The following is an 18339-nucleotide window of genomic DNA, read 5'->3' on the forward strand; positions in this document are numbered from 1 at the left end:
CATTTTAGAAGTGAAATCGACGATTTGCGGTAAATAACCAAAGACGATTACATAGGGAGGCTCTTGGGCCATGAAGATTTTTAAGAATAAAAAAGTAAAGCAGTCCTTTATTTCGCTTTTCGCTTTTTGCCTTGTTATCACCTCCGGACTGCCGGCTGGCAAGGCTGCCGCTGCGGAAGCGGCTACTGAAAGTTTCGATGCAAGCGCAGGCGCCTTGGACATCGATTACGCTTCGTATCTGTCCAAGCATGATATTGTTTATAAAGCGCCGATTGCCGATCCGAAAGGCGCATTGTTTGCAGGCAACGGCCGTGTAGGCGCGATGGTGTGGGATACGGAAAACGGCATGACGATGCAACTATCCGGTGTCGACGCTTCGCAGCAAGGGTTCGCGTCTCAAGGCCTTGTCCATTTGCATACGAATCCGGGCTTAAATACGGCCTACGCCGATTATGAGCAGAGGCTTTCCTTGTACGACGGTACACTGACGACCAAGTACGATTCGAACCGCAAAATCACGGTGTTGGGCGATCCTGATTCGGAAGTCATCGGCATTCACGTCGAAGACAGCCGTGTGGGCCTCGCCAGCGTTTCGCTGGATTTGAGCCTGTGGGATGTCAGCACCTTCAACGGCGGCGACGTCAGAAACATCAATACGTGGAGAAACGTGACCCCCTTCGCGGACGAAGCGAACAAGATCGTTGGCTTCAGCCGCGGTCAGGCCGATCCGGACAACTTCGGCTATACGATGGCCGCTACGGTTGAAGGAGCGGACTTCTCCACGCAGACGGTGGACGGCAGCAAGGTAAGATTGAATATCAAACCTTCGTCGAGCTACACGATCTGGATCTCTACGGCGAGTCGACTTAACGCTCCGGGCCACGATTCGGTCGCCGAAGCGAAAAACCAATTGGCGAGCGTCACAGCCAAGGGGTATGCCGACACCTTGTCCGATTACAAGCAATGGTGGCATGATTTCTGGGAGAGATCATTTGTACAGTATTCCAACGCGTCCGGCGACGCGGACTATATGGAAACGTTCTATTACCTGAGCACGTACTTTATCGGCGCAGGCGGCTTCGGCAATTATCCAAACCACTTTATCAACGGCGTATTCAGCGCTGTCAAGGACGACGACGTCAGCAAGTGGAGCCATGCTTACTGGTACTGGAACCAACGGGACGTGTACCACTCGTTCCTTGCGTCCAACCATGCGGAAATGGTCGGTATTTTCAACAATTTATACAGCCGCAATTTTGATTATTTGAAAACGTATACAAATACGCGGTACGGCGTTGACGGCATCTGGGTGCCGGAGACGATGGGCTGGAGCGGCAGCGCGCAAGGTACGATCAGCAGCGATTATACGCAGGACACGCTATCCACCGGGCATGAAGCTGCGATGAACATGTACGCGCAGTACAAGTATACGAATGATGAGGATTACCTGAGAGAAAAGGCTTATCCGTTCATGCGCGAAGCCGCAAAATTTTATTTAGGTATGCTCAAGCTGGACAGCAATTCCGGCGAGTACTACATGCCTTCATCCAATGTGCATGAACAGCACTGGGATGTAAAAAATGCGATTACCGATTTGGCTGCGGTGCGCAACTTGTTCCCGGTCGTTATCGAGACTAGCGAACAGCTGAGCCTGGACGCCGATCTGCGCGACGACTGGCAGAACGTGCTGGACAATCTGTCTCCGTACCCGGTCGATCCGAGCAACCCGACTCAATATTTACCGCATGATCTACCCGAGTCCCCGGCGCGGAACAACGAAAACGTCATACTGGATCTGGTATGGCCGTATAGTGTAAGCGGTATCGGCTACCCGGATCACCAAATGTTCGTGAACAACTACAATACGCGTCCTTATAAATACACAGGCAATAACGTCTGGGATCCGGCGCCGATTCAGGCGGCTCGCCTCGGCCTTGGCGACGAAGCGTATCTGGGCATGAGAATGATGCTTCAACGCTATCAGAACTATCCGAACGGACGTACGACTAACACGAACGGCGAGCTCGAATATTTGGGCGTGCATTTGCTGGCGCTTAACGAATCGTTGCTGCAAAGCTATAACGACAAAATAAGGGTTTTCCCGGCTATGCCGACGGGAGATCCAAGCTTTGTGAGCAAGTTCACACTACTTGCGAGCGGAGGCTTCCTTGTAAGTTCCGAGAAGGAAGCGGACGAAATTAAATATGTCGGCATCAAGAGCCAATATGGCAACAAAGCGACAATGATTAACCCTTGGGGAACCGAGGCGCTGCAAGTCAGAAACGAAGCGGACGACTCCATCGTCATCACGACATCGGACAATGAGTTCTCGTTCGATACGGAAGAAGAAGCGGTGTATGTTGTGGAACGCGTCGCGAAGACGCTGGAAGCCTACACGCACACACAGCTTACAGGAACGGTGAATAATGCGGTCAAATCGTTGAGCGGGACCAACTCGAAGCTGGGCTTGGACGCTACGGGCGGCCGCGTGACAGCAACGACTTTCTATGCAGACGGCTCGTACGGCGGGACTGCTGTAACGCTTGCCCCTGGCACGTATACGACCGCACAGCTTTCGGCGGCAAATATTCCGAACAACTGGGCTTCTTCGGTCAGAGTTCCGGCCGGCTATACGGTTGCGGTTTATGACAATGACAATTTGACGGGTACAAAATGGCTGTATACGTCGGATGCGGATTTCCCGTCCGGTCCAAGCCCTAATGCGAACGACAAAATGTCTTCAGTACGCATTTATTTGAGCGACGGCAGCACAACTTACGAAGCAGAGAGCGGCACGGCCAACAATCCGGCTAACAAGTATAACGACGGTGCTGCTTCCGGCGGCATCGCAGTGAAGCTTGCTTCGCAAGGCGACTCGCTGACTTTCGCGAATTCGGTGTCGGCATCGCAAATTATTTTCAAATACGCGACGGCAAGCAATCCGGGCCAAATCAGTCTCTACGTGAACGACAATTTCAGCAAAAAAATCGTATTCCCGACCAACGGCGTATGGGAAGGCGGATATCCGACGCTAACGGTTCCGGTGAGCGTGCCAGGCGGAGCAAAGGTAACATTCCAGCTAGACGCCGGTGACAGCCCCGTTCACCTTGACTCGATGTCGATGATTTCAATGGATTTGAGCGGAGTGGCGCTTGATATCGCGAGCAATACGATTAATGGCACGTCAGTCAATATGCAATACAGCATTAATTCCACGAACGGTACTGACGGCACTTGGACAACGGCGAAAGCCGGCAGCACTTCCGTCTATCTGACCGGAGGCAAGGTATATGTCAGAGATAGTAGCGATTATACCAATTTTGCTCTGGTAGGCACGGTTCCGAATTTCGCGGGGCAGAAGTACGAAACGGAAAGCGGCACAAGATCGGGTACGGTCGGAATATCGAACGATGGGAGCGCATCGGGCGGCAAAGCGGTCGACCACTTCTCGCAACAGGGAGATTCCGTGTCGATTGCCAACGTGCAGCAAGGCTCGAGACTGACGATCGGTTATGCGACGGACAACAGCAATGCGCGTTTGAGCTTATACATCAACGATCAGGACGCGGGCAACATCAGCTTCCCAAGAACCAACAGCTGGAATACGACGTATGCGACGGTAACGGTGCAAAAGGCTATTCCTGCGGGAGCTACGCTCAAAATTCAATTGGATAGCGGCGATTCGGGCGCAAACCTCGACTACATTACCGTCCAGGGGCAAGATTTGGTCGGCGTAAGTTTCGATGAAGCCACAGGCTTCATTAAAGGCACCAACTCGCTGTTGGAGTACAGCCTAAACTCGACCAACGGCACCGACGGCAATTGGGCGACTGCGAAAGCCGATAATACGCAGATTGCCTTGGTACCAGGCAGCATCTATGTCAGGGAAGCGGCCAACCACGGCAACTTCAAGCTGCTCAAGACGGTTGCCGGACAATTGTATGAAGCGGAGCGGGGGACGCTTGTCGCGGCTAACGCATCCGATGACGGAGCGGCTTCCGGCGGCAAAGCGGTAACCGGCCTGTCAACGCCGGGCAGCTCGTCGATGGCATTCACAAGTACGGGCAAAGGCGGACAATTGGTGATCGGCTATACGACGGCCAATACGAACAGCAAGCTGAGCCTTTATGTCAACGATCAACTCGTGAAGAGCGTAGGTTTCCCTAGCACCGGAGTTTGGAGTGGAGCCTATTCGACCGTTAGGACCAATGTCAGCATTCCTGCCGGCGCAACGGTCAAGCTGCAGCTTAACAATGGCGATTCGGGCGCGAACGTCGACTACTTCATCGTTCAGCCGCTGGATAATTTTAGCGGTACGGGCATAAATGTGGCGGCAGGCCAAATTTCGGGCACAACTGCCGACATGGAATACAGCATGGACTCCACTGACGGCACCAACGGCAATTGGAGCTCGGCAAGCGCGGGCAATACGCCGGTTGCATTCGGTCCAGGCAAAGTGTACCTGCGCTCAGCGGATAATCATAGCTTGAACAGCTTGCTGGCCACGATTGCTGCTCCGGCTGAAGCCCCTGCGGTTACAGCTGACTCGGCGGCGGGAATGTCGCAAGTGAAGCTTGAAGGCGCTACGACAGCCATGCAGTACAGTCTCGACGGAGGCGAGAGCTGGTCCGCCGTTACGGGAAGCCTGGCTGCGGGCACGGCTGCGCTTGATCTGTCCGTTTCTCCGAATGACGATCTGCGGGTACGACTAGCGGCAACGGCCTCCGCGCTCTCCTCGCAGGCAACCGTTAAACTGAATATTTCAGTCGTGCCGACACCGGAACCTACTACGGAGCCAACACCGGAACCGACTACGGAGCCGACACCGGAACCGACTACGGAGCCAACATCGGAACCAACGACAGAGCCGACACCGGAACCGACTACGGAGCCGACATCGGAACCAACGACAGAGCCGACAACGGCACCAACGGCAGAGCCGACGGCGACTCCTGTCGTAACGCCGACCGTACCTCCGACGCTGCCGCCGACCAGCACACTGGTTCCGATTAAACCGAAAGTAGTCGTAGATGAGACGACTAAGATCGGAACGGCATCTGTCGACAGCGATGTTTTGGCTAAAGCGATTGCGGCAGCGAAAGCCGACCCGACAGGCCATGCAACCGTCAGCATCGAGCTGAACGCGGAAGGCGCGGAGGCTTACGTACAGAAGCTCCCGGCATCCGTGCTTGGCGACGAGAGGGCGCCTGTAACCATTGAAATTAAAACGCCGCTGGCTTCGATTTCCATACCTACTGATCTGTTGCAAGGCAGCAAGCCTGCCGACGATACGGTAGAGTTCTACATCGGGGTACCGGAAGAAGGTATGTTGAGCGAAACGATCAAGAAGCAAATTGGCAATCGTCCGGCGGTTACGTTGGCCGCCTGGTCCGACGGCACAGCCCTGGCATGGGATGACCGGTCTGGACCGATTGCGATGCAAATTCCGTATCAGCCGAGCGCAGCAGAGCTGGCCGACCCTGAGCATATCGTCATCTGGTCCATTGACGAAGCAGGTCAAGCGAGGCCGGTAACGAGCGGCAAGTACGACGCGGCTACCGGGCAAGTCATCTTTAATGCTGTGGAACCGGGAACGTTCGTCGTAGCGTACGTACAAAAAACGTTTGAAGACATCACGCCGCTGGATTGGGCGAAAAACCAGATCGAGGTGCTGGCGTCCAAAGGCATCATTAACGGTATCTCGGAAAATTCGTTCGAGCCTAAGCAGCAGATTACGAGAGCAGATTTCCTAGTGCTGCTGATGCGTATGCTGGAGATGAAGGGCGAGGCGGGAGAAGCATTTGCCGACGTTCCTGCCGAAGCGTATTACAGCGAAGCGCTGCTTACGGCGAGAGGCCTTGGCATCGCCAACGGCGCAGGAGACAACCTTTTCCTGCCGACTGAACCCATCTCCAGACAAGAAATGGTCGTATTGACGGAGAAGGCGCTGAAAGCAGCGAATAAAAAGCTGACTGGACAGACGTCTGCCGGCTTGAATGACTTCAAGGACAGCAACGCTGTAGCCGATTACGCAAAGGAAAGCATTGCTTACCTGATCGAGAGCGGAATCCTTCAAGGCTATAACGGGCAAATCCAGCCTAATGCGCCGACTACGCGCGCAGAAGCGGCGGTAATGCTGTACAATATCTACAACGCAGCGCAATAATAACAAAGCAGAAAAGAGAAGAGCAGACTGGTACCCATACGTTGGACACTTTGAAAAAAGGGTTTAGCGTATGGGTACCTTTTTGTATAACTAGTCAATATTGAGGGTGAGTTAAGAGCAAGAAACACTTTAAGGAGATAATTAGCAGCGGGAAAAGGCACAAGCCTAAGCGCTTGTTTTACCTTATTCAGGATGCCATGCAACAAGCCATGGCGCGAATGACATGTTATCCCTGCCAAATTGCTTGAGGTTTCTCGCTCTGGCTTTTACAACCGCCTCATTCTGCTGACATACGCGAGAAGCGTATGTTAGCAGATAAGCAAGCAGATGCATTCGTCAAGAAAATATTTGATGGAAGAGGTTACGATAAGGATAAATCAAAGTAAAAGAATTGATGCCATTAATAAAATACTTTCAGCGTCTTGATTTCAAACGCACCGAAGTCAAGCTCGACGCGTCTGCCGTCCAGCAGCGGCAGCTCAGCCAGTTCTTCTTCGAGCATGTTGGCAAGGGCGACGCGCGCCGGTACTACTCCGAATGTGAGCGAGGCTCCGGTTACCGCGGAACGCTCGGCTTCGTATAAGCGGACGATATATGCGTCGCCTTCCTCGCCAGGCTTCACTGCTTCCACGATCACATTCGGCGCGTCGATCGACAGGAACGAATCGGTCGGGCGGCTGCTCTGGCCCTGTACGGTCAGCATTGGCACGTTTAATTCATATGCAGGCCGAATGACCGATTCAGCGCTAAAGCCCGTGGCATGCGGAAGGAAGGCGTACGTTACCCGATGGACGCCGATGTCGCCGCGCGGATCGGGGTGAGTGCCGCCCTTGTGCAGCGATAGACGCATATCCGAGCCATGCACGGATATGCCGTACTTGCAGTCGTTGAGCAGCGCAACTCCGTAGCGGTTCTCGGATATATCGGTCCATTTATGGGCGCATACCTCGAACATCCCCTGATCGTACGGCGTATTTGTATGCGTCGGCCGCTCAACGTGGCCGTACTGCACTTCGTGACGGGCGTTATGGGCATACACAGCCGTATCGAAGCCGACCTTTAACAGCTGATGCGAATCCTTCCAGTCGATGACCGTCTCGAAATCAACCCGGGCCGTATTAGCATGGAAAACCATATGCTGTGTGAGCAAGGAAAGCTTGCCGATCCGGTACTCACTGCGTATCCGGAATTGCAGCGGGCCATCGCTCACAAGCTCGCGAGCGAGCAGTCCGGTTTGCAGGTGCAGCTTGCCGAATATATCGCGGTCGATGTCCCAATTGTCCCAGGCGCCCGGCAAATCCTCGCCCATCAGAAACGCGTTGAGCGGATGGCCCGAGCCGCGCAGCTCACGCCTTGCGGATTTATCGAAGAACGAGACGATATAGCCGAATTCGTCAAACCGGACATGCGCATGCGGCGTATCCAGAATATTCGCGGCTTTATCATACCGGAAACGGGAGGAACTCGCGTATTCCGCTTGCGGGACGTTGGCCAGCGGGATCGCAATGGAGCCCATCGCAGGCACAGCGGCGCCGGCGATCAGCAGCTTTTCGCGGCCGAATGCGTCCGTAATCCGTTGGTTCTTAAGCGCCGCGTCGGCTGGCACCCAGCCTTGTCCGATGCCTGCTACGGCAACGGTGTCGTCCCGTTCCCAGCTCAGCGGGTTCCAGACCGTTATCGCGTCCTCCGCGCCGTTCGCCGTTCCCGCCAAAATCGCAGCAGCGGCCGCTTGCGCCTCACCGATCACCGCGCCAACTTCGCGGATAGCGCGGTCGTGCACCTCCGGTATCGACGTTCCCGGCAAAATATCATGGAACTGGTTGATCAACAGAAGCTCGTATAGCGCCTCCAACCGCTCACGATTCGGCGTCTCTCCGTTTGCTGCGCCGATGCTCTCCAGCAGGTCGAGATTCCGCAACGCGAATTCGGCTTTGCGGTTATTGCGTTTAATCTGGTGCATTTGCGTCAGGGTTCCGCGATGGCCTTCAAAATAAAGCTCTCCGACATAGAGCGGCGGATTGACCGACGTCGCCTCTAGCTCCTGCATGAACCGGCTTGCCGTCGTATGTTCCGACTTCGGAACACCCTCTAGATCGGCCGCGCGACGCGCCATTTCCAGCATTTCGTACTGCGGGCCACCCCCGCCATCGCCGAAGCCGTAGGAAACGAGGCGTCGGTCGTTCACATGCTTGTGCGCAATCGCGTTATGCGGCGCGTATACCCGGTCGATGAGCGTCTCCGCGTCGGGCCAGCAATGGATCGTATTGAAATGCGTCAGCACCTTCGTCCCGTCAAGTCCCTGCCAATAGAACGTATCGTACGGAAAGTGGTTCGTATCATTCCAGGATAGCTTAGTCGTCAGAAAATAGCGCACGCTTGTCCCCGCCATAATTTGCGGTATGGCCGCGCTGTAGCCGAACGTGTCCGGCAGCCAGAAAATATCGGCCGTATAATTGAAATGCTTGCGCGTATAACGCTGACCGACCAAAAATTGCCGGACGAGCGACTCGCCGGATACGAGATTGCAGTCGCATTCGATCCAGACGCCACCGTTGATTTCCCAGCGCCCTTCCGCGATGCGCCGTTTCATCCCCTGGAAAATATCCGGGTAATGCCGCCGCATCAGCTCCGCATGGAATGCCGAGCTCTGGATGAAGGTGTACTCCGGATATTGGTCCATCAGGCTCAGTGCGTTTGCATAGGTTCGCGCGCATTTGCGGATGGTCTCATCGCGCGTCCACAGCCACGCGGTATCCATATGCGAGTGGCCGATCAGACCGGCAATGGGAGCGGAAGGACTCGTTTTCCGGTCAAGCAGCGGCTTCATGATCGCTCGCGCCTTATCAAGCGGCCGCCGCCACATCTCCTCGGACACCTCGTCTGGCGATTGAACGAGCAGCGGAAACAACTCCAGCAGCGCGTTCTCCACTTTTGCCCTGCGGAACGGGTCGACGGCCCCGCCACCCGCCACCTGCAGCAGCGTGCGAAGGTCGAACACAAAGTCGTTGACATCGTCGCGGCGCACCATCACTTCAATGGAGAGGAAAGTGCGGTTATAACGCTGCTCGCCCGTAAAATTCGCTTCGCTTACCTGATACGGCTGCGTGCCTACGCAAGGATGACCGGCGTAAGCCTCGAATGCGAGCTCGTACTCCATCCCGCGCTCCGCCTCCTCCGTCAGCAGCAGCGTGTGATGGGATCCACGGTTGGCCGCTTCATGCTTGTGGGTGAATATGCCGCTTGGCTTGCCGTTTACCCAGAAAAGCGTTTCGACGCCGTCCGTTTGCGCGCGAATAAACAGCTTTTGCCCGTGCAGCGCCTCGGGAACCGTAAAGCGTCCCTTGAACCAGGCGGAGCCCCATTCCCTGCCCCAAGATCTGCCCTTTCCCGCCGATTGCCACGCTTCTACTTCGCCTGGTACTTGATAATGATGCTCCCCGGTTTCAAAAAAAACGACCGCGACTTCCTCGGCCTTGTAAAAGATCAGTGAGGTGTATACCTCGTCCAGCTTCTTTAGCTTACCAAGCGTCTTGGCTCTGTGTTTTGCATGAATCATGGACGATTCGCTCCTTATTTTTCGAATACATCCAGTATAAGCGTACGCCTGTCCGCCTTCTACGAGACGAAAGTAAACTTTTGCTGGCAATATTGACGGAATTGGTAGGAACGAGGCCTTTTATGATTGGCTCAAAGTACTTTCGGGCGCTGCGCACACCGAAAATATTTCGACTAAAAAGGGATAAATATACATGGGCTGGAGGCGAGGAACGGCTGTATAATGAACTTGAAGAAAAGCCGGAAAATCCGAAGCGAAAATGAAAGCGGATTCAAACAAGCGGTCAACGCTTATACAGGAGGGGGCTGATTACAATGATTAAACCCATTAAAGTGAAAAACGCAAACGACATCGAACAAATCAACCGTATCGAATCCCTACTATGCTGCGGATGGTCATTTATCCCGCTCAAGGAAGCGCTATGCTATTGAGACGATTTGAAGGAGGATAACGGTGAACGCGTCAGCCAAGCAGCATTCTCTATGGAATAAAATATCCAATCTTCGCATCTTACGCTTCTCTTCGATACAAACGCGTCTAACCCTCTTTTTCACCATTATTTTGTTTGCGTCAATCGCCACGGTGAGCGTTGTCAATTACCGGCAGTCCAGCGCGGCGCTCAGCGGCAAGATCGAGCTGTATACCAGGCAGGTAGTCGGGCAAGTCGGCTCGAATCTTAATCTGGAGTTCAAGCATATTCAGTTCGTCATGGAGGATATCGTTTCCGGCGAGGATGTGCAGAGCGGCCTGACAAGCCTCAAGACGCCGGACGGCCAGCAATCTGCGATTTCAAGTGCGATTAACAAAAAGATTTCGCACAAGCTGTCAATGCTGCCCTACATTTCCAGCGTCACGGTCCAAGTTGACGGGGAAACGTCGCTCGGCAGCTACAACTCTTTGGACAAGGGGCAGCTGGAATCCATTATTCAAGCGACCGAGGCCGGAATGGACTATCGTTACTTTTTAATCGACGATGCGGTTAAGGGCAAAGCATTTCTTTCCATAAGCAAGTCCATACGTTCGGCCATCGACGGCCAACCGCTTGGCGTGATTGTCATCACGCTGGAGGAAAATCATATCGCGAAGCTTTATGAGGGCATCGACCTTGGCAATGCGTCGGAAATTTTTATATTGGATGAACAGGGCAGCGTTATATCGAGCCGGAACAAGAGCCTCTATCCGGTCAACCGTCCGTTCCCGGATGGGGAACTTGCGGCACGGGTGGCTGGCGGAAGCGCGCCGGGGGGCGAGGCTTACTTCGGGCAAATGTCGGGAGAGCCTTCGCTAATCGCATACGCGCCGATTACGACGAACGGATGGAAGGTGGCGGCGGTCATTCCCGAAGCGTTCATTCAGGCGGAAATCGATAGCCTGCGCGTTACGACGCTCATGATCGGGACGGGCTGCTTGCTCGCATCCGCTTTGATCGCCTTCCTGATCTCGCTCGGCGTATCGGTACCTGGCAGAGAGCTGAGGAAGCAGATGAAGCGGGTAAACGACGGAGAGCTGCATGTGACGGTGCATTCGCGGCATAAGGATGAAATGGGCGCGATTGCCGCGGGCTTCAGCGAAATGGTTGGCACGCTGAGGGCGCTGCTGGAGCGGGTGGGCTCTTCCTCGGACTACATGCGGGAGCAGGCCGGCATCGTATCGTCGGTATCCGGTAAGTTCCGCAGGAATCAGCGCCAGCTCGTCGGCGTTATCAAGCAGATCGCCGAAGGGTCCAACCAGCAGGCGATCGATGTGGCGGAAAGCGCGGAGAGCATGAACGGCTTGTCCGGCCACATCAATGCAATCGGGGTCGGGATAGGCACGATCTCGGAATCGATTGCGCTCATCGACGATATTTGCGATGGCGCGGAGGAGGCGGTGTACAGGCTGAACGACAAAGCAGCTGCCGTGCATGCTTCCCTGCTGCTTACCCATCGCGATATCGGCTCCCTCGATTCGGAGCTTAGCCGGATTGCCGGCATAACCCAATTGATTACGGATGTTTCGAAAAAAACGAATATTTTGGCTATCAACGCCTCGATCGAAGCCGCAAGAGCGGGCAGCGCGGGGCGCGGCTTCGCCGTGGTGGCCGAGCAGGTCCGGCAGCTCGCGGAGCAGTCGCGGATTGCGTCGGGACAAATCGGGGATACGGTCTCGGAGGTGCTGCTCAGGTCGAAGGCTACCGTCAAGGAGGCCGGCCGCTCGGTCGAGGTCATGAACGAGCAGCTTCACGCCGTGGCGGAAACGGAGCGCAGCTTCGTTCTCGTCAAGCGGCAGCTTGAGCAAATGCTTTCCCAGTCGGCGAATGTACGCAGCGCGTCTGGCCGCTTGCAGCAGTCGCGCGACGGCGCTCTCCTGGCGATAGAGAGCATTGCGTCTGTCGCGGAGCAAACGGCGGCGGCTTCGGAGGAAGCGTATGCTTATTCGGAAGAACAGATGCAAGAAACGGAAGCGCTTGCGATTATGGCGGAGCAACTGGAGCAGGCCTCTTTGAAACTTACCAATGCGATCGTGAAATTTAAATAACGCGGGACACCGAGGTGAATGCGCCATGTACAAGTTGTTGATTGTCGACGATGAAACGCTCGTTCGCGAAGCGATTCAGGATGGAATGAATTGGGAAGCAATGGGTTTTGAATGTGTGGGCGCCTGCGAGGACGGCATCGAGGCGCTTGAATTCGTCGAGCGCGAGCAGCCGGACATCGTGCTGACCGATATCGGGATGCCGTTCATGAACGGCATCGAGCTGACGCGCGAGCTGGCTCTGCGTTTCCCGGATGTGAAGGTCATTATCCTGACCGGCTACGACGAGTTCGAGTTTGCCCAGCAGGCGCTCAAGATGCAGGTGGCGGATTATATATTGAAGCCGGTTACGGCTGCGGAGATGGAAGAGATTTTTCTGCGAATCGGCCAGCAGCTTGACATTGAAAACCGCCATAAGCGCGATTACGAGGAGCTTGAGCGGCAGCTCAAGGAAAGCATGCCGCTGCTTAAGGAGCGCTTTCTGGAGCGGCTGGTCACATCATCGATGACGGCGAAGCAGAAGCGCGAGAGCTGTGCTTATTATCAGCTCGACTGGAATCAATCGTGGCTGATCGAGCTGGCCATTGATGTTGACGAGCTCGAATTGAAGCAGCCGCCTACGCCAAACGACGACGAGCTGTTCCGGTTCGCGATTTTCAACATCGTCCAGGAAATAACGGAAAAGCACAAGGGGACGGAGGTGTTCCGCGACAGGGAGAATCGCGTGCTCGTGCTGCTGCCCGGAGCCGATTCCGAAACGCTGGCCGAGGAAGCGGGAACGGCGGCGGAGGAAATTCATGCTGCGGTAACCGCCTACTTGCCGCTTAAGGCCTCAATCGGCATCGGCCATGCTTGCCGGCTGGAGGATCATGTTGCACTGGCACACCGTTCCGCGCTGTCGGCGCTCGATTACCGCTTTGTCATCGGCACGAACGAAATTATTCGCATTTCGGATATGGAGCGGCACAAGCGGCCGGCGTTGCTACCGGTCATCGCCTGGGAAAACGAGCTGATCACGAAGCTGAAGACGGGAACGCCGCAGGAGATGGACGAATGGATCGGCAGGCTGTTCTCGACGTTCCGGAAGCAGCTTTTTCCAATCGACGTCTGTTATATTTATTTGCAGCGGTTTGTGCTTACCCTGATGCACACGCTGTATGAGATGGAGAGCGACACCGATCTTGTCTTCGGAGAAGCGTCTAATCCGGTAGCGGAAATCAGCCAGCTTGCAGCGCTGGACGAAATCGAGGCGTGGATGAAGACGCTGTGCGGCAAAGCGGTAACGGTCATCAGGAGTATGCGGGAGGATCACAGCATGCTGCAGATCGAGAAGGCGATGGCTTATGTCCGTAAGCATTATATGAACCCGGAATTGTCGCTGAAAATCGTATGCAAGCATGTGTCGATGAGCACCAGCTATTTCAGCACCCTGTTCCGGACGAATACGGGCAGAACTTTTGTGGAATATGTCATTCATGAGCGGATGGAAAAGGCGAAGGAGCTGCTGAAGCTGACGTCCATGCGCAGCTATGAAATCGCTTACGCGGTCGGCTACAGCGATCCGCAATATTTCAGCAGCGCGTTCAAAAAGCATTCCGGCGACACGCCGACCGACTTCCGCTACAAGATGACGGGGAAAGAAGGATGAAGCTGCCATTCTTCTCCCGGTTTCGCAGCATCCAAACGAATATGGTGCTGGCGTTTGTGCTGCTTATTCTGATGACTATCGTGATTATGAGCGTTGTCTCTTATTATTTATCCAAGGACGCGGTGCAGTCGAACGCGCAAACCTATACGAACGAGCTCGTGAAGCAAGTGAACAACAATATCAAATCGTATGTGAACGGCATGAAATACATCTCCGATATGGTGGACGGAAATCCGTACGTACAGCAATATTTGTCGCAAGACGCATATGACGATCCGACGGAGGAAGCGGCCAGCAAGCAGGCCGTCGTCGCTTTTCTGGAGTCGATGGCCGTCTCGCGCGCCGACATATCCTCCGTGAGCCTGTTCGGCTACAACGGACAGTTCGTAACGGGCAGCAAAGGGCTTGAGCTGAACCCGTTCATCGAAATTCCGAGCCTGAGCTGGTACCGTAATGCGAGCGAGGCGGGTGGTGCCTACGTGATTTCCCCTTCGCATGTCCAGCCGGTGTTCAAGGACCGGTATCCATGGGTCGTTTCACTGAGCATGGAGCTGGTCAGCAAGGAAAACGAGAAGCTAGGCGTTTTTCTCATCGACCTGAACTTCAGCGTCATGAACGATATGCTTCAAGATATCCGGCTCGGCCAGCGAGGGTATTTGTTTATCGTCGATTCCGAGGGCCAGATCGTGTACCATCCCCAGCAGCAGCTGATTTACAGCAATCTGAAAACCGAAAAAATAGACGAGGTGCTGAGCAACAATAACGGCACGTTCACAAGCAACGAGGGCGGCAGCAGCAGAATGTATACGGTACAGGAATCCGACTTCGGCTGGAAAATCGTCGGCGTTTCCTATGTCAATGAATTAGTCGGCAACCAGAACGAGGTGCGGCTTTCTTTTATTTTTCTGGGATTGATCTGCGTTGTAATCGCAATTGTCATTTCGCTGTTTCTGTCGCAGAAGGTGAGCCAGCCGATCAAGCAGCTTCAAGGGTACATGAAAGAGGTGGAGAAAGGCAACTTCGACATTCAGGTGCCCGTTCCGACGACGATCGAGATCGGCAGGCTGGCCCGCGCTTTTAACATCATGGTGGGCAAAATAAAAGAGCTGATGTCGCAGGTCGTCCGCGACCAGGAGCTGAAGCGGAGAAGCGAGATGAACGCGCTCCAGGCGCAAATCAATCCGCATTTCCTTTACAACACGCTTGACTCCATTATCTGGATGGCGGAGAGCAAGAAGTTCCAGGAGGTCGTGCTGATGACCTCGGCGCTCGCGAAGCTGTTCCGCGCGTCAATTAGCAAGGGCGAGGAGCTCGTTAGGATCGAGACGGAGCTGGAGCATATTACGAATTACTTGAAGATTCAAAAGATGCGCTACAAGAACAAGCTGGACTATCAAATTGAAATCGGCGATTCGGTCAGGCAGTACAAGACGATCAAGGTTATATTGCAGCCGATTGTGGAGAATGCGATCTACCACGGCATTAAGATGAAGCGCGGTCCCGGCCTCATTACGATTTCCTCGGAGGAAACGGAGACGGACATTATTCTGATTGTCGGCGATAACGGAAATGGGATGGACGAGGATAAGCTGTCCAAGCTGCTGACGAATCTGTATGACGGAGAGGAAGGCAGAGGCGTCGGCGTCCGCAATGTGCAAGGACGGCTTAAGCTGTATTTCGGCGCGCAATACGGGCTCGTTTACAAAAGCGCGCCGGGCGAAGGGACGACCGTCTACATCCGGTTTCCCAAGTATCCGCCATTATTGGAGGCAGGCAAACGATGATATGGAAGCATAAGCGGACGCTGGCGATTGTCGGGCTGCTTCTTATACTTGCGGCCGGCCTGGCGTGCTGGGGCAAATGGCTGGCGAACGGGGAGCCGGTTAATATCGTAGTGATCATCAAATCGACCGACGCGACGATCGAATTCTGGGAGGTGCTGATCGACGGCGTGCAGGAGGCGGCGCAGGAATTCGAGACTGCCGTCAAGGTGACCGGCTCGAAGACGGAGACGGATGTGGACGAGCAGATTGCGCTCGTAGAGCAGGCGATCCGCGATAAGCCCGATGCGATTGTGCTTGCCGCCAACGACTTCGACCGCCTCGTTCCCGTTGCCGAGAAGGTTCGCGCAAGCGGCATCAAGCTGATCATTGTCGATTCGGGCATCAATTCGAGCACGGCGCATAGCATTGTAGCTACGGATAACGTGATCGCCGGCCAAAAAGCGGGTCAAGCGATGCAGGAGCAAATTCCGGGAGCTGCCAAGGTAGCGATCATCAGCTATGTCAAAAATGCCGCTTCGCATATCGACCGGGAGAAGGGGGTCCGGGCGATTTTGGCCGGCAACCCGAATCTTGATTTGCTCGATACGTATTATGTCGAAGGCTCTGAGCAAAACGCTTATTTGATGGCGAAGGAAATTTTGGAGACGCAGCGGGACGTTGTCGGAATCATCGGCTTAAACGAGCCGACGACGGTCGGAGCCGGCCGGGCGATTCAGGAGCTGCGGCTCAAGGACCGGGTTAGCTTGATCGGCTTCGACAGTTCGGTCAACGAGATCAAGCTGCTCGACGAAGGCGTGATGAAGGCGACGGTTATTCAGCGCCCTTTCCAAATGGGCTATTTAAGCGTGAAGACGGCCGTAGAGGCGGTTAGAGGCGGGAAGGTGCCGAAGGTAATCGACACGGGCTCGCTCGTCATTACGAAGCAGAACATGTACGAGGAGGAGAACCAGAAGCTGCTGTTTCCTTTCGTAAACAATTAGCGGGAACGCGGCGGGGCTGCGGCCCCGCTTTTTTTTGTGCCCGAACCGGGTTTAATCGGATAAATTATTCGACTGTTACAGGAAGAAATCACATGTTAGCAGACAGGCGGACCGTGTAAAGTTATCCATAACAGCAGGAACCAAGAGGATGAAGGAGGTGCGGGGTTGGAACAGGCGATTGTACGCATGGAGGGAATCGAGAAGCATTTTGCGGGCGTTCATGCTTTAAAGGGCTGCCGCTTTGAGCTTCGGGCAGGCGAAGTGCATGCGCTCGTCGGCGAAAATGGCGCCGGAAAATCGACCATGATGAAGGTGCTCACAGGCGTCTACAGCAAGGATGAGGGAAGCATCTTCTATCAAGGCAAGGAAGTGCAGATCACCGATACGCGGTCGGCCCAGAAGCTGGGTATAGGGATGATCCATCAGGAGCTGAATCTGGCTCCCGACCTGACGGTAGCGCAAAATATTTTTATCGGCAAGGAGCCGCGCAAGGCGTTTCGTTTCTTCCTGGACGATAAGGAAATGAATAGGCAAACGGCTTTAATGCTGAAGCAGATGAAGCTTGACATCGAGCCGACGACGCTGATCTCGGAGCTGACGGTTGCCAAGCAGCAAATGGTGGAGATCATTAAAGCGATTTCGTACGAATCACAGGTGCTGATTATGGATGAGCCAACGGCGGCGCTGAGCGATTCCGAGATCGAGGAGCTGTTCCGAATGATCGAGCAGCTTAAGGAAAAAGGAGTCGGCATCGTGTATATTTCCCACCGGATGGCGGAGTTGAAGCGAATCACCGACCGCATTACGGTTATGCGGGACGGTACCTACATCGATACGGTGCAGGCGGCTGATGTAAGCGTTGACCGGATTATCGCAATGATGGTAGGACGGGAAATTTATCAACCCACCAAACCCGACCGCAAGTCGGCGGAGGCGCAGGAAACGGTGCTGGAGGTGCGCGGCATATCGCGAAGAAACGTATTGCGCGATGTAAGCTTCTCGCTGCGCAAAGGGGAAATACTCGGCGTTGCCGGACTCGTCGGCGCGGGCAGAACGGAAACGGCGCGGGCGATTTTCGGAGCTGACCCGATCGACGCCGGGGAGATTTACATTCATGGCCGCAAGGTGAACATCAATGGACCGCATGAGGCGGTTAAGCACGGCATCGGATATTTGTCCGAGGACCGGAAGCATTTTGGCTGCCTGCTGGACATGGACGTCAAGACGAACGTGGCGATGGCATCGCTTGGCGGCTTTACGCAGGCCGGCTTCATGAGCGACAAACGGATGGCTGACGTAGCGACCAAGGCTGTCGAGGACCTGCGCGTCAAGACGCCGAGCATTCATCAAAGGCTTAAATTTCTGTCCGGAGGAAACCAGCAGAAGGTCATCATCGGCAAATGGCTGACGAGAGACTGCGACATTTTAATCTTCGACGAGCCAACGCGGGGCATTGACGTCGGGGCCAAGAGCGAGATATACAAGCTGCTCGAAAGCCTTGCCGCGGATGGGAAGTCGATTATTATGATCAGTTCGGAGCTGCCGGAAATATTGCGGCTAAGTCATAGAATAATCGTGATGTGCGAAGGCAGAATTACGGGAGAGCTCGTCAACGATCAAGATGCTTCGCAAGAACGAATTATGACGTATGCGACAGATCGAATCGGCTAGGTTCGGAACAGGAGGAGAAT

The 18339-nt window shown here is 54.6% G+C and carries 7 protein-coding genes; 6 read left to right on the forward strand and 1 reads right to left on the reverse strand.

What is annotated here, in order from left to right:
• Positions 1–70 precede the first annotated feature (70 nt).
• Entirely contained in the window at positions 71–6166 is a 6096-nt protein-coding gene (locus tag AC0YN3_RS07335; protein ID WP_475774464.1) for an S-layer homology domain-containing protein, read from the forward strand.
• A 400-nt stretch (positions 6167–6566) separates the two neighbouring features.
• Here the strand turns inward: AC0YN3_RS07335 and AC0YN3_RS07340 are convergent, their stop codons facing one another.
• Positions 6567–9722: an alpha-mannosidase gene (locus AC0YN3_RS07340; RefSeq protein WP_475774465.1), complete on the reverse strand. Its 3156-nt coding sequence runs from the start codon at positions 9720–9722 to the stop codon at positions 6567–6569.
• A gap of 453 nt (positions 9723–10175) precedes the next feature.
• On the opposite strand from AC0YN3_RS07340, the gene AC0YN3_RS07345 reads away from it, so the two are divergent.
• The 5 genes from AC0YN3_RS07345 (at position 10176) to AC0YN3_RS07365 (ending at position 18319) form a co-directional block, all read left to right on the forward strand.
• Positions 10176–12239: a methyl-accepting chemotaxis protein gene (locus tag AC0YN3_RS07345; protein ID WP_475774466.1), complete on the forward strand. Its 2064-nt coding sequence runs from the start codon at positions 10176–10178 to the stop codon at positions 12237–12239.
• A 25-nt stretch (positions 12240–12264) separates the two neighbouring features.
• Positions 12265–13884, forward strand: a complete 1620-nt coding sequence (locus AC0YN3_RS07350; RefSeq protein ID WP_475774467.1) for a response regulator — start codon at positions 12265–12267, stop codon at positions 13882–13884.
• On the forward strand, positions 13881–15668 hold the full coding sequence (locus AC0YN3_RS07355; protein ID WP_475774468.1) for a cache domain-containing sensor histidine kinase: 1788 nt from the start codon (positions 13881–13883) through the stop codon (positions 15666–15668). Before AC0YN3_RS07350 ends, AC0YN3_RS07355 begins: the two co-directional genes overlap by 4 nt.
• Positions 15665–16648: a substrate-binding domain-containing protein gene (locus AC0YN3_RS07360; protein ID WP_475774469.1), complete on the forward strand. Its 984-nt coding sequence runs from the start codon at positions 15665–15667 to the stop codon at positions 16646–16648. The genes AC0YN3_RS07355 and AC0YN3_RS07360 overlap by 4 nt, the downstream gene beginning before the upstream one ends.
• Positions 16649–16813: 165 nt before the next feature.
• The gene (locus AC0YN3_RS07365; protein WP_475774470.1) at positions 16814–18319 is read left to right on the forward strand and encodes a sugar ABC transporter ATP-binding protein; all 1506 of its coding nucleotides are present in this window, start codon (positions 16814–16816) and stop codon (positions 18317–18319) included.
• Positions 18320–18339: the final 20 nt, after the last annotated feature.

This window comes from Paenibacillus sp. J22R232 (genome assembly GCF_056269165.1).

What these genes read in the sequence shown, in the direction of transcription:
- AC0YN3_RS07335 (WP_475774464.1), top strand. Translation starts at nt 71, where the DNA reads ATGAAGATTTTTAAGAATAAAAAAGTAAAGCAGTCCTTTATTTCGCTT.
- AC0YN3_RS07360 (WP_475774469.1), top strand. Translation starts at nt 15,665, where the DNA reads ATGATATGGAAGCATAAGCGGACGCTGGCGATTGTCGGGCTGCTTCTT.
- AC0YN3_RS07355 (WP_475774468.1), top strand. Translation starts at nt 13,881, where the DNA reads ATGAAGCTGCCATTCTTCTCCCGGTTTCGCAGCATCCAAACGAATATG.
- AC0YN3_RS07350 (WP_475774467.1), top strand. Translation starts at nt 12,265, where the DNA reads ATGTACAAGTTGTTGATTGTCGACGATGAAACGCTCGTTCGCGAAGCG.
- AC0YN3_RS07340 (WP_475774465.1), bottom strand. Translation starts at nt 9,722, where the DNA reads ATGATTCATGCAAAACACAGAGCCAAGACGCTTGGTAAGCTAAAGAAG.